Annotated in this window: 25 protein-coding genes; 5 read left to right on the forward strand and 20 right to left on the reverse strand. The window is 68.7% G+C overall.

Annotation, left to right across the window (positions count from 1 at the left end; all coding sequences use genetic code 11):
* Positions 1 to 30 precede the first annotated feature (30 nt).
* The 19 genes from rplR to ISO16_RS07985 all read right to left on the reverse strand — a co-directional run bounded on the left by rplR (position 31) and on the right by ISO16_RS07985 (position 10,647).
* On the reverse strand, positions 31 to 438 hold the full coding sequence (gene rplR / locus ISO16_RS07895; protein ID WP_029544906.1) for a 50S ribosomal protein L18: 408 nt from the start codon (positions 436 to 438) through the stop codon (positions 31 to 33).
* Positions 439 to 440: 2 nt separating this feature from the next.
* Entirely contained in the window at positions 441 to 980 is a 540-nt protein-coding gene (rplF, locus tag ISO16_RS07900; RefSeq protein ID WP_006947161.1) for a 50S ribosomal protein L6, read from the reverse strand.
* A 14-nt stretch (positions 981 to 994) separates the two neighbouring features.
* Complete coding sequence (gene rpsH / locus ISO16_RS07905) at positions 995 to 1,393, reverse strand: 30S ribosomal protein S8 (RefSeq protein ID WP_017681442.1); 399 nt, start codon at positions 1,391 to 1,393, stop codon at positions 995 to 997.
* Positions 1,394 to 1,571: 178 nt separating this feature from the next.
* Entirely contained in the window at positions 1,572 to 1,757 is a 186-nt protein-coding gene (locus ISO16_RS07910) for a type Z 30S ribosomal protein S14 (protein WP_006947159.1), read from the reverse strand.
* Between the two features lie 4 nt (positions 1,758 to 1,761).
* Complete coding sequence (rplE, locus tag ISO16_RS07915) at positions 1,762 to 2,328, reverse strand: 50S ribosomal protein L5 (protein WP_006947158.1); 567 nt, start codon at positions 2,326 to 2,328, stop codon at positions 1,762 to 1,764.
* A 1-nt stretch (position 2,329) separates the two neighbouring features.
* Positions 2,330 to 2,647, reverse strand: coding sequence for a 50S ribosomal protein L24 (gene rplX, locus ISO16_RS07920; RefSeq protein WP_006947157.1), 318 nt, complete (start codon positions 2,645 to 2,647; stop codon positions 2,330 to 2,332).
* A complete protein-coding gene (gene rplN, locus ISO16_RS07925) occupies positions 2,647 to 3,015 on the reverse strand; it encodes a 50S ribosomal protein L14 (RefSeq protein ID WP_006947156.1) in 369 nt (122 codons plus the stop codon). Before rplN ends, rplX begins: the two co-directional genes overlap by 1 nt.
* A gap of 206 nt (positions 3,016 to 3,221) precedes the next feature.
* A complete protein-coding gene (gene rpsQ / locus ISO16_RS07930) occupies positions 3,222 to 3,506 on the reverse strand; it encodes a 30S ribosomal protein S17 (protein ID WP_026137932.1) in 285 nt (94 codons plus the stop codon).
* On the reverse strand, positions 3,503 to 3,739 hold the full coding sequence (gene rpmC / locus ISO16_RS07935) for a 50S ribosomal protein L29 (protein ID WP_003938084.1): 237 nt from the start codon (positions 3,737 to 3,739) through the stop codon (positions 3,503 to 3,505). The genes rpsQ and rpmC overlap by 4 nt, the downstream gene beginning before the upstream one ends.
* A complete protein-coding gene (gene rplP / locus ISO16_RS07940; protein WP_006947154.1) occupies positions 3,739 to 4,155 on the reverse strand; it encodes a 50S ribosomal protein L16 in 417 nt (138 codons plus the stop codon). Before rplP ends, rpmC begins: the two co-directional genes overlap by 1 nt.
* Positions 4,156 to 4,158: 3 nt before the next feature.
* Entirely contained in the window at positions 4,159 to 4,956 is a 798-nt protein-coding gene (rpsC, locus tag ISO16_RS07945) for a 30S ribosomal protein S3 (RefSeq protein WP_003938086.1), read from the reverse strand.
* The gene (rplV, locus tag ISO16_RS07950) at positions 4,956 to 5,381 is read right to left on the reverse strand and encodes a 50S ribosomal protein L22 (protein ID WP_037201025.1); all 426 of its coding nucleotides are present in this window, start codon (positions 5,379 to 5,381) and stop codon (positions 4,956 to 4,958) included. The genes rpsC and rplV overlap by 1 nt, the downstream gene beginning before the upstream one ends.
* A complete protein-coding gene (gene rpsS / locus ISO16_RS07955) occupies positions 5,378 to 5,659 on the reverse strand; it encodes a 30S ribosomal protein S19 (RefSeq protein WP_003938088.1) in 282 nt (93 codons plus the stop codon). Before rpsS ends, rplV begins: the two co-directional genes overlap by 4 nt.
* A 19-nt stretch (positions 5,660 to 5,678) precedes the next feature.
* Positions 5,679 to 6,512 (reverse strand): 50S ribosomal protein L2, encoded by an 834-nt coding sequence (gene rplB, locus ISO16_RS07960; protein WP_003938089.1) that lies wholly within the window; start codon positions 6,510 to 6,512, stop codon positions 5,679 to 5,681.
* A gap of 37 nt (positions 6,513 to 6,549) precedes the next feature.
* Positions 6,550 to 6,855 carry a 50S ribosomal protein L23 gene (gene rplW / locus ISO16_RS07965; protein WP_003938090.1) on the reverse strand — a complete coding sequence of 102 codons (306 nt, stop codon included), beginning with the start codon at positions 6,853 to 6,855 and terminating at the stop codon, positions 6,550 to 6,552.
* A complete protein-coding gene (gene rplD, locus ISO16_RS07970; RefSeq protein ID WP_072635675.1) occupies positions 6,852 to 7,535 on the reverse strand; it encodes a 50S ribosomal protein L4 in 684 nt (227 codons plus the stop codon). Before rplD ends, rplW begins: the two co-directional genes overlap by 4 nt.
* On the reverse strand, positions 7,532 to 8,185 hold the full coding sequence (gene rplC, locus ISO16_RS07975) for a 50S ribosomal protein L3 (protein ID WP_006947147.1): 654 nt from the start codon (positions 8,183 to 8,185) through the stop codon (positions 7,532 to 7,534). The genes rplD and rplC overlap by 4 nt, the downstream gene beginning before the upstream one ends.
* Positions 8,186 to 8,230: 45 nt before the next feature.
* Entirely contained in the window at positions 8,231 to 8,536 is a 306-nt protein-coding gene (rpsJ, locus tag ISO16_RS07980; protein ID WP_003938093.1) for a 30S ribosomal protein S10, read from the reverse strand.
* Between the two features lie 434 nt (positions 8,537 to 8,970).
* Positions 8,971 to 10,647: an amidase gene (locus ISO16_RS07985; protein WP_442800813.1), complete on the reverse strand. Its 1,677-nt coding sequence runs from the start codon at positions 10,645 to 10,647 to the stop codon at positions 8,971 to 8,973.
* 130 nt (positions 10,648 to 10,777) lie between these two features.
* Here ISO16_RS07985 and ISO16_RS07990 point away from each other — a divergent pair, with 130 nt between their 5' ends.
* The 5 genes from ISO16_RS07990 to ISO16_RS08010 all read left to right on the forward strand — a co-directional run bounded on the left by ISO16_RS07990 (position 10,778) and on the right by ISO16_RS08010 (position 15,412).
* On the forward strand, positions 10,778 to 11,473 hold the full coding sequence (locus ISO16_RS07990; RefSeq protein ID WP_006947145.1) for a GntR family transcriptional regulator: 696 nt from the start codon (positions 10,778 to 10,780) through the stop codon (positions 11,471 to 11,473).
* 131 nt (positions 11,474 to 11,604) lie between these two features.
* Positions 11,605 to 12,606, forward strand: coding sequence for an ATP-binding cassette domain-containing protein (locus ISO16_RS07995; RefSeq protein ID WP_072635676.1), 1,002 nt, complete (start codon positions 11,605 to 11,607; stop codon positions 12,604 to 12,606).
* Complete coding sequence (locus ISO16_RS08000) at positions 12,603 to 13,454, forward strand: ABC transporter permease (protein WP_050035539.1); 852 nt, start codon at positions 12,603 to 12,605, stop codon at positions 13,452 to 13,454. Before ISO16_RS07995 ends, ISO16_RS08000 begins: the two co-directional genes overlap by 4 nt.
* A gap of 7 nt (positions 13,455 to 13,461) precedes the next feature.
* The gene (locus ISO16_RS08005; protein ID WP_006947142.1) at positions 13,462 to 14,319 is read left to right on the forward strand and encodes an ABC transporter permease; all 858 of its coding nucleotides are present in this window, start codon (positions 13,462 to 13,464) and stop codon (positions 14,317 to 14,319) included.
* A 118-nt stretch (positions 14,320 to 14,437) separates the two neighbouring features.
* Complete coding sequence (locus ISO16_RS08010; protein WP_072635677.1) at positions 14,438 to 15,412, forward strand: lipase family alpha/beta hydrolase; 975 nt, start codon at positions 14,438 to 14,440, stop codon at positions 15,410 to 15,412.
* Between the two features lie 74 nt (positions 15,413 to 15,486).
* Here ISO16_RS08010 and ISO16_RS08015 read toward each other — a convergent pair whose 3' ends face one another.
* A complete protein-coding gene (locus ISO16_RS08015) occupies positions 15,487 to 16,551 on the reverse strand; it encodes an alpha/beta hydrolase (protein WP_442800814.1) in 1,065 nt (354 codons plus the stop codon).
* Between the last annotated feature and the right edge of the window lie 15 nt (positions 16,552 to 16,566).

Consider the following 16,566-nt stretch of genomic DNA (forward strand, 5'->3'; position numbering starts at 1 on the left):
AGGCGTTCCTTCCGTTCGAAGAGATGGTCATCAGAACTTCAACCCGCTTTCGCGAGCCGCGTCTGCGAGGGCCGCGATCCGGCCGCTGTAGGTGTGGCCGCCGCGGTCAAAGACCACGGCCTCCACGCCGGCAGCCTTGGCACGCTCGGCGAGCAGCTGACCGACCTTGGCGCCGCGCGCCTTCTTGTCGCCCTCGACCGCACGCACGTCCGGCTCGACGGTCGAGGCCGCCGCCAGGGTGGTGCCCGTCAGGTCGTCCACCAGCTGGGCGTGGATGTGGCGCGAGGACCGGTTCACGACGAGACGGGGACGCTCGGCGGTTCCGGCGACCTTCTTGCGCAGACGGAAGTGCCGACGCTGCTTCGACAGCCGACGCCGGGTGGACGCGTCCTTGCCGAGCGGAATCCGCTTGGCCTTCTGGTTCTCGGTCTGGCTCATGATCACTTACCCGTCTTTCCGACCTTGCGGCGCACCTGCTCGCCCTCGTAGCGGATGCCCTTGCCCTTGTACGGGTCGGACTTGCGCAGCCGGCGGATGTTGGCCGCGATCTGGCCGACCTTCTGCTTGTCGATGCCCGAGATCGAGAACTTCGTCGGCGACTCGACCGCGAACGTGATGCCCTCGGGGGCCTCGATCGGGACCGGGTGGCTGTAGCCGAGCGAGAACTCGAGGTCCTTGCCCTTGAGCGCGACGCGGTAACCGACGCCGTGGATCTCCATCTTCGTGGTGTACCCCTGGGTGACACCGTCGATGAGGTTCTGCACGAGGGTGCGCGACAGGCCGTGCAGCGCACGGCTGCGGCGCTCGTCGTTCGGACGGCTCACGTTGAGCGCGCCGTCCTCACCCTTGGCGATGGTGATCGGCTCGGCGATGGTCAGCGAGAGGTTGCCCTTGGGGCCCTTCACTGCGACGTCCTGGCCGTCGATGGTCACCTCGACACCCGAGGGGACGGTGACCGGAAGCTTTCCAATACGCGACATTGTGGTGGCCTCCCTTACCAGACGTAGGCGAGGACTTCCCCGCCCACTCCCTGCTTGGCCGCCTGGCGATCGGTGAGCAGGCCGGAGGACGTGGAGATGATCGCCACGCCGAGGCCGCCCAGGACCTTGGGCAGGTTGGTGGATTTCGCGTACACGCGCAGGCCGGGCTTCGACACGCGGCGCACACCGGCGAGGCTGCGCTCACGGGAAGGGCCGTACTTGAGGTCGACGACGAGGGTCTTGCCCACCTCGGCATCCTCGGTGCGGAAGTCGGCGATGTAGCCCTCACGCTTGAGGATCTCGGCGATGTTCGCCTTGATCTTCGAGTGGGGAAGCTTCACCTCGTCGTGGTACGCCGTGTTGGCGTTGCGCAGACGCGTCAAGAAGTCTGCGATGGGGTCGGTCATGGTCATGGCTGACCTGTTCACCTTTCTCGTTGCGGTTCCCATGCAACACCGGCAGTGGTGACGAATCACCGGTGCGCCGGCCGTGGGCCTACGACGAACTTGGTTTCATGCGGACCGGACGCGGATGCGACCGGCCCCTGACAGTAGTGACGGTGGGTGACCCTGCGGTCACCCACCGTTCACGTCACCAGGAGCTCTTGTGAACTCCGGGAAGCTCACCGCGGTGTGCCATCTCACGGAGGCAGACGCGGCAGAGACCGAACTTGCGGAACACCGCGTGGGGGCGCCCGCAACGCTGGCAGCGGGTGTAGGCGCGCACCGCGAACTTCGGCTTCTTGTTGGCCTTGTTGACCAGTGCCTTCTTAGCCATGGGCTCAGTTCTCCTTGAACGGGAAGCCGAGGTGCTTCAGCAGGGCACGGCCTTCTTCGTTGTTGGTGGCGGTCGTGACGACGGTGATGTCCATGCCGCGCGGGCGATCGATCTTGTCCACGTCGATCTCGTGGAACATCGACTGCTCGTTCAGGCCGAACGTGTAGTTGCCGTTGCCGTCGAACTGATTGCCGTTGAGGCCACGGAAGTCCCGGATACGGGGCAGCGCGATGGAGACCAGGCGGTCCAGGAACTCCCACATGCGGTCGCCGCGCAGCGTGACGCGCGCACCGATCGGCATGCCCTCACGGAGCTTGAACTGCGCGATCGACTTGCGGGCCTTGCGGATCTCCGGCTTCTGGCCGGTGATCAGGGCCAGGTCGGCGACGGCGCCGTTGATCAGCTTCGCGTCGCGGGCGGCGTCACCGACACCCATGTTGACGACGACCTTCACGACGCCGGGGATCTGCATGACGTTCGCGTAGTCGAACTCCGCGTTCAGCGCGTCGCGGATCTCCTCGCGGTACCGGGTCTTCAGACGCGGTGCGGTCTTGTTCTCGGTGGTGGTCATGTCAGATGTCCTTCCCGTTCTTCCGGGAAATCCGAACGCGCTTGCCGGTTTCCTCGTCGGTCCGGTAGCCCACCCGGGTGGGGTTGCCGTCCGAGTCGATGACAGCGACGTTGGAAACGTGGATCGGGGCCTCCTGCGTCACGATGCCCCCGGAGGAGGCGCCGCGCTCGTTGGCCGAGACCGCCGTGTGCTTCTTGATCCGGTTCACGCCCTCGACGAGGACCCGGTTCTCCTTCGGGTAGGCCGCGATGACCTTGCCCTTGGCACCCTTGTCCTTGCCCGAGATGACGAGCACGGTGTCGCCCTTGTGCACCTTCATCACAGCACCTCCGGAGCGAGCGAGACGATCTTCATGAACCGCTTGTCGCGCAGCTCACGGCCGACGGGGCCGAAGATGCGGGTGCCGCGCGGGTCGTTGTCACCCTTGATGATGACAGCGGCGTTCTCGTCGAACTTGATGTACGAGCCGTCCGGCCGGCGGCGCTCCTTGGAGGTGCGCACGACGACAGCCTTGACGACGTCACCACGCTTGACGTTGCCACCGGGGATCGCGTCCTTCACGGTGGCGACGATGATGTCACCGATACCGGCGTAGCGACGGGACGAGCCACCGAGAACGCGGATGCAGAGAATCTCCTTGGCACCCGTGTTGTCGGCGACGCGCAGTCGCGACTCCTGCTGGATCACTTACTTCTCCTTGACCTGGCTGAATTCGACAGATCCGGGTGCGCGCACCCTTTTCTGTCTGCACGGCGGATTTCCGACCCGACGTGCACGGTCCGTACCCACGAAGGTGGGGCTGTCCCGGCGCTGCCTGAAGCAGGCCGCTCGAGACAACCCCACCATCGTACTGGGTCCCTTCGTCACCCCCGCGGCGGGGGGTGGAGGAGGCCTTACTTGGCCTTCTCGAGCACCTCGACCAGACGCCACCGCTTGGTCGCGGACAGCGGACGGGTCTCCATCAGCTGCACGCGGTCGCCGATGCCGGCCACGCCGTTCTCGTCGTGCGCCTTCACCTTGGTGGTACGGCGGATGATCTTGCCGTACAGCGGGTGCTTCACCCGGTCCTCGAGCTCGACCACGATCGTCTTCTCCATCTTGTCGGAGACGACGTAGCCGATGCGGACCTTGCGGCTGGCGCGCTCTTCCTTCTGGGTCACTGCCTTTTCCTCACTCATGCCGCGTCACCCGCATCCGGGCCGGAGGCCAGGCCGAGCTCGCGCTCACGCAGCACCGTGTAGATGCGAGCGATCTCGTTGCGCACGACGCGCAGCCGGCGGTTGTTGTCCAGCTGGCCGGTGGCCATCTGGAAACGAAGGTTGAACAGCTCTTCCTTCGCTTCGCGGAGCTTGGTGACCAGCTCTTCCTCGGTCAGCTCGCGGAGCTCTGTGGCGGGGGTTCCGGTAGCCATCAGAACTGCTCCTCCCTCGTCACGATCCTGCACTTGCACGGGAGCTTGTGCATCGCGCGCCGAAGGGCCTCGCGGGCAATCTCCTCGTTCGGGTAGCTCATCTCGAACATCACCCGTCCGGGCTTGACGTTCGCGACCCACCACTCGGGCGAGCCCTTACCGGAACCCATGCGGGTCTCGGCCGGCTTCTTGGTGAGGGGGCGATCCGGGAAGATGTTGATCCAGATCTTGCCGCCACGCTTGATGTGCCGGGTCATGGCGATACGAGCGGACTCGATCTGCCGGTTGGTGATGTAGGCCGGCTCGAGAGCCTGGATGCCGTAGTCACCGAAGGTCACCTGGGTCCCACCCTTGGCGGCACCCGAGCGGCTCGGGTGGTGCTGCTTGCGGTGCTTGACCCGCCGTGGGATCAACATGCGTCAGCCCTCCTGATTCTCGGTCGGAGCGGGTGCATCGGCGGAGGCGGCGCGGCCGGCGTCGGTGCTCGTCGCGGTGGTGCCCGAGGCACCGGAGCGACGGGGACGGCTCGGACGCTCGCGACGGGGGCGGTCGGCCGGGGCGGCGGCCGCAGCGGCCAGCTCACGACGGCCACCGACGATGTCGCCCTTGTAGATCCAGACCTTCACGCCGATGCGGCCGAAGGTGGTCTTCGCCTCGTACAGGCCGTAGTCGATGTCCGCGCGCAGCGTGTGCAGCGGGACCCGGCCCTCGCGGTAGAACTCCGAGCGGGACATCTCGGCGCCGCCGAGGCGGCCCGAGCACTGCACCCGGATGCCCTTGACGTTGGGCTGGCGCATGGCCGACTGGATGGCCTTGCGCATGGCGCGACGGAACGCGACGCGGTTCGAGAGCTGCTCGGCGACGCCCTGCGCCACCAGCTGAGCCTCGGACTCGGCGTTCTTGACCTCGAGGATGTTCAGCTGAACCTGCTTGCCGGTCAGCTTCTCGAGCTCGGCGCGGATGCGATCGGCCTCGGCCCCGCGGCGGCCGATGACGATGCCCGGACGCGCGGTGTGGATGTCCACACGCACACGGTCGCGGGTGCGCTCGATCTCGACCTTGGCGATGCCGGCACGCTCGAGGCCGGTGGCCAGGAACTTGCGGATCGCGACGTCTTCCTTCACGTACTCCGCGTACTGCTTGTCGGCGTACCAGCGCGACTTCCAGTCGGTGGTGATGCCCAGACGGAAGCCGTGCGGGTTGATCTTCTGGCCCACTACTGAGCTCCCTTCCGGCGGTTACGGTTTCCAGCAGACGCAGGCGCCTTGCTCTCGACGATCACGGTGATGTGGCTCGTCCGCTTGCGGATGCGGAATGCACGGCCCTGGGCGCGCGGCTGGAACCGCTTGAGGGTCGCGCCCTCGTCGACGTACGCCGTCGCGACGACAAGCGTGCTCGGGTCGAGGTCGAGGTTGTTCTGCGCGTTCGCGGCGGCGCTCGCGATCACCTTGGCGACCGGCTCGGCCGCGGCCTGCGGTGCGAACTTCAGGATCGACAGAGCCTCGTCCACGGACTTGCCCCGGACGATGTCGACGACGCGGCGCGCCTTCATCGGGGTCACGCGCACGTGGCGCGCAACAGCCCGAGCGCTGTTTGCGGGTGTTTCGGTGCTCAGCTGTGCCGAGCTCTTCGCGTTGCTCATCGGCGCTTGCTCTTCCGGTCGTCCTTGATGTGGCCCTTGAACGTACGGGTCGGCGCGAACTCGCCGAGCTTGTGGCCGACCATCGACTCCGAGACGAACACCGGCACGTGCTTGCGACCGTCGTGGACGGCGAACGTGTGACCGATGAAGTCGGGCAGAATGGTGGAACGGCGCGACCAGGTCTTGATGACCTGCTTGGTGCCCTTTTCGTTCTGCGTATCGACCTTCGCCAGGAGGTGGTCGTCGACGAACGGGCCCTTCTTGAGGCTGCGTGGCATTCTCTAACTCCCTCCTTGACTAGCGCTTCTTGCCGGTACGGCGACGACGGACGATGAGCTTGTCGGACGCCTTGTTCTTGCGGGTGCGGCCCTCGGGCTTGCCCCACGGGCTGACCGGGTGGCGACCACCCGAGGTCTTGCCCTCACCACCGCCGTGCGGGTGGTCGACCGGGTTCATGACCACACCACGGACGGTCGGGCGCTTGCCCTTCCAGCGCATGCGGCCGGCCTTGCCCCAGTTGATGTTCGACTGCTCGGCGTTGCCGACCTCGCCGACGGTGGCGCGGCAGCGCACGTCGACGCGACGGATCTCACCGGAGGGCATACGCAGGGTGGCGTAGGTGCCTTCCTTACCGAGCAGCTGGATGCTGGCGCCGGCGGAGCGGGCCATCTTGGCGCCGCCGCCCGGACGCAGTTCCACCGCGTGGATGGTGGTACCGGTCGGGATGTTGCGCAGCGGCAGGTTGTTGCCGGGCTTGATGTCGGCCTGCGGGCCGGACTCGACCGGGGCGCCCTGCACCAGGCCCTTGGGGGCGATGATGTAGCGCTTCTCGCCGTCCACGTAGTGCAGCAGCGCGATGCGGGCGGTGCGGTTGGGGTCGTACTCGATGTGAGCGACCTTGGCCGGGATGCCGTCCTTGTCGTTGCGGCGGAAGTCGATCAGGCGGTAGGCACGCTTGTGTCCGCCACCCTTGTGACGGGTGGTGATGCGGCCGTGCGCGTTGCGACCACCGCGGCCGTGCAGCGGGCGAACCAGCGACTTCTCGGGCGTCGAGCGGGTGATCTCGGCGAAGTCCGAGACACTCGCGCCGCGCCGACCCGGGGTTGTCGGCTTGTACTTACGAATTGCCATGAGTCTTCTCGTCCTCTATCTCTCGAGACCCGGCCGCCTACGCGACCGGCCCTCCGAAGATCTCGATGGGCTTGCTGTCGGCCGACAGGGTCACGAGCGCGCGCTTGGTGTCCTTGCGCTTGCCGTAACCGAACCGGGTCCGCTTGCGCTTGCCCTGACGGTTGGCGGTGTTGACGCTGGTCACCTTGACGCCGAAGACCTTCTCGACGGCAATCTTGATCTGCGTCTTGTTCGAGTCCGGGTGCACCAGGAAGGTGTAGGTGCCTTCCTCCATCAGCCCGTAGGACTTCTCGGAGATGACCGGAGCCAGCAGGATGTCGCGCGGATCCGCGATCGTGCTCACTTGCTCTCCTCCTTCTCTGCCTGGGCGGACTCGGCCGGCCCGTGGATGAACGTGTCGAGCGCCTCGACGCTGAACACGACGTCGTCGCTGTAGAGCACGTCGTAGGTGTTCAGCTGGTCCGGAGCGATCGCGTGCACGTTCTGCAGGTTCTGCACGCTCTTCCACGCCGCGAGATCCTCACGGCCGACGACGAGGAGCAGGTTCCTGCGATCGGTCAGCTCCGCGAGGAAGGTGCGCGCGCCCTTGGTCGACGGCGTCTGTCCGGCCACGAGCTCGGTGATCACGTGGATGCGCTCGTTGCGGGCCCGGTCGGAGAGGGCACCGCGGAGGGCGGCGGCCTTCATCTTCTTGGGGGTGCGCTGGCTGTAGTCGCGCGGCTGCGGGCCGTGCACGGTGCCACCGCCGGCGAACTGCGGCGCCCGGGTCGAACCCTGGCGGGCGCGGCCGGTGCCCTTCTGGCGGTACGGCTTCCGGCCACCGCCGCGGACCTCGCCGCGGGTCTTGGTGGCGTGCGTGCCCTGGCGAGCCGCGGCGAGCTGCGCGACAACCACCTGGTGGAGCAGCGCGATGTTCGCGGGGGCGTCGAAGATCTCGGCGGGGAGATCGACGGTGCCGTTGGTCTGGCCGCCGGGGGCCTTGACGTCGAGCGTCAGCTTGGCTGCGGTTTCGGTGCTGGTCATGCCCGTGCACCACCCTTCACTGCGGTCTTGACGATCACGACGCCGCCCTTGCGGCCCGGGATCGCACCCTTGATCAGCAGCAGGCCGTTCTCGGCGTCCACCTTGTGGACCGAGAGGTTCTGCGTCGTGATGCGGTCGCTACCCATGCGCCCGGACATGCGGGTTCCCTTGAACACGCGGCCCGGGGTGGCGCAGCCACCGATGGAGCCCGGACGACGGTGCACAGCCTGCGCACCGTGCGAGGCGCCCTGGCCGGCGAAGCCGTGGCGCTTCATGGTGCCGGCGAAGCCCTTGCCCTTGGAGGTGCCGGTGACGTCGACGAATGCGCCGTCCTCGAAGACCTCGGCGGTCAGTTCCTGGCCGATCTCGAAGCCCTCGGTGTCGTCGACGCGAAGCTCGACGATGTGGCGGCGAGGGGTGACACCCGCCTTGGCGAACTGGCCGGCGACCGGCTTGGTGACCTTGCGCGGGTCGATCGCACCGTAGGCGAGCTGCACGGCGCTGTAGCCGTCGCGCTCCTCGGTGCGGATCTGGGTGACCACGTTCGGTCCGGCCTTGACGACGGTGACCGGAACGACCCGGTTGTTCTCGTCGAAGACCTGGGTCATACCGAGCTTGGTGCCCAGGATTCCCTTGATCTGGTTAGTCATGTGTTGTCTCCGCTGCGTCTTCTACAAGCTCGCTGGTCTCGAAAGTCACTGAATGTTGACGTCGACGCTCGCCGGGAGGTCGATGCGCATGAGCGCGTCGACAGTCTTGGGCGTCGGGTCGAGGATGTCGATCAGCCGCTTGTGAGTCCGCATCTCGAAGTGCTCGCGCGAGTCCTTGTACTTGTGCGGCGAGCGGATGACGCAGTACACGTTCTTTTCGGTGGGCAACGGCACCGGGCCGACCACGCGGGCGCCCGTGCGGGTCACCGTCTCGACGATCTTGCGCGCAGATGCGTCGATCGCCTCATGGTCATAGGCCTTGAGCCTGATGCGGATCTTTTGTCCCGCCACGCTTAGTGTCCTTTTCTTGCCGCGTTTCGTAGTACCCGAACGAGTCGGGAACCACCTCGTCTGCACAGTTCCACCCGAACGGCGACGGCGAACAGCACTCTTCACACTTCGTGACCGGGCGCACCCGATCCGCATGCCGCTGTTCATCTGTCATTGTTCTCCGGCACACGCGGTCGGGCGTGTCGCCCTACTGCTCGCTCCGCGGCGTCGAACCAACGCTCGACACCACGGATCGACCTGCCGGATGCACCCGTACGGGTACAGGGAGGTACTGCTTCCGTCTTGCATGTGGCCGCGACCAGGCCGTCAGGCTCGATCCGCGACTGTCACTCGATCTCGTTCCGAGCCGCGGAAAACCGTGACCCGGTCAAGGCAACCCGACCAGTATGCAGGACCCGGTCGGCATTCTCAACTTCGCCCCGGCCGCGCGGCCGTCACCACCCTCCGGTCGACAGCGTCGCGGGCGTCCGCACGGGCGCCGCCGCCCCGAGCGTGTTGGTCGGATCGGGACCCGGTCCCGGCGCCGCCGGCGTGGCCACCGGCAGCTCGCGCGGCGCCGGCGCCACGGGCGGCACGTCGCGCCACACCGGCAACGCCTCCTGCAGGGCCAGCCCCACCGCGATCAACGCGGCCTCCTGCCAGGGCAGCGCGCCCAGCTGGACACCGAACGGCAGCCCGGTCACCACCGAGCGGCCGACCGGGAACGAAACGGCAGGGGCGCCGGTGTAATTGGCCCACTGGACGTCGCCGGCCACCCCGGACAGCACGCTGAGGCCCGCGAATGCGTCGCGGGGACAGCCGTCGTCGAGCGCGCCCGGCAACGCGATCACGTCGAGATCGTGGTCCCGGAACATGGCGTTGTACTGGTGCTGGTAGCGCAGCCGGTCGCGCTCGAGCCCGAAGTAGTCGGCCACCGGCAGCGCGAGCGACGCCACCGCCGCGCTCACGAGCGGTGCGAGATCGATGCGATAGTCGCCGAGCCGGTCCACGAACTGCCGGTGGTAGGCCCCCATCTCCGCCGTGTCGCCGGCCAGGAGCGAATCCGGTGGGTGCGGCATCGACACCGGTACGGTTTCGGCGCCCAGCGCACGCGCCGTCGCGAGGAACTCGTCGAACAGGCGCCGCAGCTCCGGGGCAAGCCGGTCGGTCGCCCCGTGCGGCACGCCGATACGGACGCCCGCGAGCGGCGCGGTCCCGGCGGGCGGCACCAGCGGATAGCCGCCCTCGGGCACGCCAGGACCGGCGGCCGTCACCGGATCGTCCGCCTCCGCGCCGGCGAGGACACCCAGCAGCAGCGAGGCGTCCGCGAGACTGTGCCCGATGGGGCCGGGGTGGTCCCGGGTCCAGGTGAGCGGGATCATCCCGTGCGAGGTGATCCGCCCGTACGTGGGCTTGATCGCCGAGACGCCGCACGAGCTGGCCGGCAGCCGCAGCGAGCCGCCGGTGTCGCTGCCGACCGACAGGGGGACGAACCGGGCCGCCACCGCGGCGGCGCTGCCGCCCGACGAGCCGCCCGGGGAGTACTGCGGGTTCCACGGGTTGGCCACCTGCGGGGTGACCACGCCGATCGCGAACTCGTCGGTGTGCACGTGACCGAGCAGGACCGCCCCGGCCTCCTGCAGCCGGCGCCACACCCCCGAATCCCCGGCGGCCACGTTGTCCCGCAGCACGTTGCTCGACGCGGTGAGCGGGAGCCCGCCCACCGCGAAGAGGTCCTTGAGCGCGATCGGCAGCCCGCACACCGGCGAGACGGGCTCGCCCGACGCCCGGGCGGCGCTGAGCCGGGTCGCCGCCGCGTCGGCGGCGGCATAGGCGAGGTCTGGATAGAGGTGGATCCATGCGCCGACGCCGCCGTCGTGGTCCCGGCTACGGCGCAGGCAGGCATCGAGGAGTTCGCGCGGGTGCAACTGCCCGGACTGCAGCAGGCTCGCCGCTTCGACCGCGCTCAGCAGGGCCGGATCGATGACCGGGACGGTCCCCGGATCGGGCAGCCGGGCCGCCGGCCGGGCGCCCGCGCGCGCAGGGTGCATCAGGCCGAGCCCGACGAGGCCACCGGCCATGGTTCCGAGAAAACGACGTCGTGACGTTTCGAAACTCACCGGTCCGACCATAACGGCGGGTAGCGGAGGCCGCAGCGCACGCGCATCCCGCGCCCCTCCCCCACGGCGCACGACCGGTGCGGAATAATCCGTCGAACGGAAGCGACCCGCGCCCCGGAACGCGGGACTGAAGGAGCGCCGAATGACATCCTCTGCCCAGTCCCGGTCGCCCGGGTCCCGGCCGCTGCGCCGCAGGCCCCAGCTGTCCGACGACGTGGCGGTGCACGTCCGCAATCTCATCATGTCGGGTGGGGTCCGGCCCGGCGACTTCATCCGGCTGGACGAGACCGCGGCCGAGCTCGGCGTGAGCGTCACCCCGGTGCGTGAGGCCTTGCTCACACTGCGCGGCGAGGGACTCGTGGAGCTCGTCCCGCACCGCGGCTATGTCGTGGCCCCGTTGAGCCGGGGCGACATCGACGACCTGTTCTGGCTGCAGGGGCAGATCGCGGAGGAGCTGGCGCGACGGGCGGCCGCGGTGATCACCCCGGACACCGTGGCCGAGCTGGCCGACCTCAACGAACGCCTGGCCGAAGCGGTGCGCAGCGGGGACGGGGCGCGGATCGAGGACCTCGAGTTCGCCTTCCACCGCACACTCAACCGCGCGACCGGCGCGCGCAAGCTGTCCTGGTTCCTGCTCAACGCCACGCGCTACACGCCGGTGCACTTCTACTCGTCCGACCCCGACTGGGGTGCCGCGGCGGTGGCGTCGCACAAGCGCCTCGTGGACGCGCTGCGCCGCGGCGACGGCGATTCCGCAGGCCGGGAGACCCGCCGGCACTTCACCGACGGGGCCGGCCGGCTGGTCCGGCACCTCGACGAGATCGGCGTCTGGAGCTGACGGACGCACGGCCCGGCGCTCGCGGAAGACCGGGGCCGCAGGCACCGGCCGGTAACATCGCGGCGTGACGGCGGGATCTACTCGTCGACGGGTCCGCAAGCGGCCGACCGAGAGTTCCACGGCGGAGAGTGATGCTGAGATACCACGACGAAGCGGTCCTCGTCGACGACCTGCACAAGTCGTTCGGGGACGTCCATGCCCTCAAGGGCATCACGTTCTCCGCCCCACGAGGCTCGGTCCTCGGCATTCTCGGGCCCAACGGCGCCGGCAAGACGACGACGGTGAAGATCCTGTCCACACTGCTGCGCCCGACCGGCGGGCGCGCGGTGATCGCCGGACACGACGCGGTCGGCGACCCCGCCGCCGTGCGCCGCTCGATCATGATGACCGGCCAGTACGCCGCCCTCGACGAGACGCTGTCGGGCCGGGAGAACCTGATCCTGTTCGGCCGTCTGATGGGCCTCGACCGCGCGGCCGCGCGCCAGCGCGCCGACGAGCTGCTCCGCGAATTCGATCTGGTGGACGCCGGTAAGCGGGCGGTGCGGCACTACTCCGGCGGCATGCGCCGGCGCGTCGACATCGCATGCGGGCTCGTCGTGCGCCCCGAGGTCGTCTTCCTCGACGAGCCGACCACCGGCCTCGATCCGCGCAGCCGGCAGGGCGTCTGGTCCCTGGTGGGTGCGCTCAAGAAGCAGGGCATCACGGTGCTGCTGACGACGCAGTACCTCGAGGAGGCCGACCTGCTCAGCGACAACATCATCGTCATCGACCGGGGCACCGTGGTGGCGGAGGGGACGGCCAACGAGCTCAAGGCCTCCACGGGAGGCAGCTACTGCGAAATCGTCCCGGTCGACCCGAACGCGCTGCCGTGGGTGGTGCACGCCCTCGGCAACCTCGTCCCGCCCGACGTGCGCGCCGAGCTGGCCACCGCGGGCAGCAACGACCGCGTCTCGATTCCGGCGCCGCACGGCCCGGCGACGCTCGCCGAGGCGCTGCGCCGGCTCGCCCCCACCCGGATCGAGCTGGTTGACATCGGCCTGCGCCGGCCCTCCCTCGACGATGTGTTCCTCAGCCTGACCGGGCACTCGGCCGGCGCCGACACGACGTCCGCGACGACGGGAGAGCCCGCGTGACCGTCCACACGAAGAGCATCAGCGCCCAGCGGGTGCGGCACGACGCGAACATCTCGCTGCCGGAGAAGCGGGTGGGCTCGCACCGCCGGGCCGACCCGACGGTGCTCAACCAGTGGAGCGCGCTCACGATGCGCACGGTCCGCACCATGGCGCGGTACGGCGAACTCGTCGTCGCGGCGATCACCCCGGTGGTGTTCGGCCTGGGCTTCTACCTGCCGCTGAAGTTCGTGATGTCGTTGCAGGGCATCGACTACGCGCAGTACCTGATGCCGATCATCGTCCTGCAGGCGATGGCGTTCACGGCCATCTCCGCGGCGCAGCTGTCCTCGGGTGAGGCGATGACGGGACTGACGACGCGGTTGCAGACCATGCCCGTGTTCAGCGCGGTCCCGCTGATCTCGCGGATGTCGAGCGCGATGCTGCGGTCCGTCGTGTCCCTGGCGGGGGCGCTCCTGTTCGGCTACGCCATCGGCTTCCGGTTCTCGGCGGGATTCGCACAGGCGGTCCTGTTCTGCGTCACCGCCCTGGCCATCAGCCTCGTCCTGTCGCTGGGCGCCGACGCGATCGGCACGCTGTCGAAGAGCCCCGAGGCCACCGCGCAGGCCCTGACGCTGCCGCAGCTGATTCTCGGCATGCTCTCGTGCGGCTTCGTCCCGGAGGAGGGCTTCCCCGAGTGGATCCGGCCGTTCGTGCGCAACCAGCCGATCTCGCAGTTCTCGTTCGCCATGCAGGACATGGCCGAGGGCGGCGTCACGTGGTCGGTCCTGTTCCCCACCGTGGCCTGGTGCGCGGGTCTCGCGCTGGTGTTCGCCCCGCTCGCCGTGTGGGCCAGCACGAGGCGGGGGTGAGCGGCAGATGAACGGACCTCCCGATATCCGTCCCGTCGACGCCAACGGCGCCGCCTTCACCTTCCCGCCGCCCGAGCACGCTCGTCCGGAGCGATCGTGGGGCGCCCTGTGGGAGCACAGCCGCATCCAGTGCCAGCGGCTGCTGCTGCGCTGGGCGCGCGATCCCGCGACGATGATCCAGGCGCTGGTCTACCCGGCGCTCACCCTGCTCATGTTCCGGGTCGTCCTGGGCAACACGGTCACCGCCGCCACCGGACAGCCCGCGATCTACGGCACGGTCCCCATGATCATCCTGGTCGGTGCCATGTTCGGGTCGGTGGTCAGCGCCGTCGGCCTGCGCACGGAGCGGCAGAGCGGCCTGCTCGGCCGCTTCTACACCCTGCCGATCCACCGGGCGGCCGGGCTGCTGGGCCGCATGCTCGCCGAGGCCGTCCGTGTGCTCGCCACGACCCTCATCATCCTGGCGGCCGGCGTCGGCCTGGGCTTCCGCTTCACCCAGGGTCTCGCCGCCGGACTCGCGATCCTCGTCATCCCTGTTCTCTTCGGCATCGGGTTCGCCCTGATGGTGACGGTCCTGGCCACCATGTCGAGCAAGCTGCCCCTCGTGGAACTGGTGTCGATCGCGTGCACCCTGCTGATGTTCTTCAACTCCGGGTTCGTGCCGGTCATGGCCTATCCGAGGTGGCTGCAGCCGGTCGTGGAGAACCAGCCCATGTCGTGTGCGATCGACACGATGAAGGCCCTGGCGATGGGCGGTCCGCTCGCGGAACCGCTGATCAAGACGCTGATGTGGTCGGCCCTCATGATCGCGGTCTTTACGATTCCGGCGATCCGGGGCTACCGGCGCGCAGCCGAGGAGGGCTGACCTCAACGACCCCGAACGGCCGTCCCCGGCTGTTATCCTGTCCGCCGACCCGCGGCCGCACAACGGCTGCTGCAGCCACGGCACTGTCACCGCAGTGCGGCCCCTCGGAGGAATGCCGATGAAGTATGCCCGCCGGATCACCGTCGCGGTGATGGCCGCCGCCCTGACCGCCGCCGGGCCGGCGCTGCCCACGGCCGCCGCGGACACCACCGACGCCGCCTCGTTGCCGGCGCTGCTCGAATCGATGGGGCCGAGCCCCGCAGGGGCGAACAACCTCGACTGCGTGCCCTCCCCCGAACATCCCCGGCCGGTGGTTCTCGTGCACGGAACGAGAATGGACATGACCAGCTCGTGGGCCGTGGCGGCTCCGCAGCTCGCCGACCTCGGCTACTGCGTCTACGCCCTGAACTACGGGGGCATCCGCTCGCTCGTCGACCCCGGCCTCATGATCTGGGGCGTCGGGAGCATCGAGGAATCCGCGAAGCAGCTCGGCGAGTTCGTCGATGCGGTGCGCGCTCACACCGGGGCCGATCGGGTCGATCTCGTGGGCCACTCGCAGGGTGGACCGGTCTCCCGTCAGTACCTGCGGTTCGAGGGCGGCGCGGACCCGGCGGACCCGGCCCGCAACGAGGTCGACAAGCTGGTGATGCTGGGGGCGACCAACCACGGCACCACCTTCAACGGGATGCAGCAGCTGTATTCCCTGTTCGCCCGCCTGGGGCTGGGCAACCAGGAATGGGCCACCGAGCGCGTCGCGCAGATGGTGTTCGGTATCGCCGGTCGTCAGCAGCTGATCGGATCGCGCGTGCTGGCCCGGCTCAACTCCGGAACCGAGACCCTGCCGGGGATCGACTACACGTCGATCGCCACCCGTCAGGACACGGTGGCCACGCCTCCGGAGAATGCGTTCCTGCAACCGGGCGCGGACAGCGTCGTGCACAACGTGTGGGTCGAGGACGTGTGCCCGACCAGCCCGGCCGATCACCTCGCCCTCCTGGAACTTCCGGAGTCGCTGCACCTGGTGAAGTCGGCTCTCGATCCGCAGTACGCCGAGACCGTGCCCGCGCCCTGCACGGCGCCGCCCGCCGGCTGACACCCGTAGATCCCCGGCATGCGAACGGCCCCTCCCGGCGGGAGGGGCCGTTCGCATGCTCACCGCGCCGGGTGTCAGACCCCGAGGGCCCGCTGCAGCACGGGCCACGAGTCCTTCAGGTCGTCCTGCCAGTAGCCCCACGAGTGGGTTCCGGTCTCGCGGAAGTTGTAGGTGGCGGGGATGCCGAGCGTATCGAGCCGGTTCTTCAGGTTGTGGGTGCAGTAGTTGGTGGCGGCCTCGATGACGCCACCGACGACGATCTGGTTCGCCAGGACACCGGCGTCCCCGTCGATCTCCGGTCCGGTCAGCGTGTCGTACGGACCGGGCAGACCGCTGCCGTTGGAAATGTACATCTCGAGCCCGCGCAGCTTCTCGGCGTTGACGTAGGGATCTTTCTCCGCCCACGTCGGGTCGTTCGTCGGTCCCCACATGTTCTCGGTGTCGCCGCTGCCCCACGTCTCGACCGTGGTCTTGACGAACTGCTGGCCGATCGGATCGGAGGTCTGCGCGCAGCCGCTGTAGGCGGCGACACCCCGGTACAGTCCCGGCGCGGCGAGAGGCAGCTGGAACACCGAGGTGCCCGAGGTGGAGATGCCCGCGATCGCGTTGACGCCGGTGGTGCCGAGCGCACCGTCGACCAGCGGCGGGATCTCCTTGGTCAGGAAGGTCTCCCACTTGTTCACGCCGAGCTTGGGATCGGGGTTCTTCCAGTCGGTGTAGTAGCTGAACATGCCGCCGACGGGCGAGACGACGTTGACGTGCTTGTCCTTGAAGAACTCGATCGCATCGGTGCGACCCCGCCAGGTGGCCATGTCCTCGCCGCCGCCGGCACCGTTGAGCAGGTACAGCGTCGGCGCGGGCTTGCTGGTGTCGGCCGGGCGCCACACGTCCAGCAGGATCTCCTCCTCCATGGACGCCGAGTAGACCCAGACGAGCAGCTGCTGCTCTCCGTAGTTCTCGATCCTGGTGATGTACGACCCGTTCTCGGACGTGACGGCCGTGATGGGCTGCAGGGTGTCGGCCACCGGGTCGGCCGAGGCGAACGAGGCGCCCGTGAACAGCGGCAGCGCGAGTACCGCCGCCGAGATCGCGGCTGTTCCCAGCCTCCGAGCGCGGCTCCGCGACTCGACAACACTCATTCCGTCAACCTCCTC

The sequence above is a fragment of the Rhodococcus sp. M8 genome, assembly GCF_015654185.1.
Classification (GTDB): Bacteria; Actinomycetota; Actinomycetes; order Mycobacteriales; family Mycobacteriaceae; genus Rhodococcus; species Rhodococcus aetherivorans.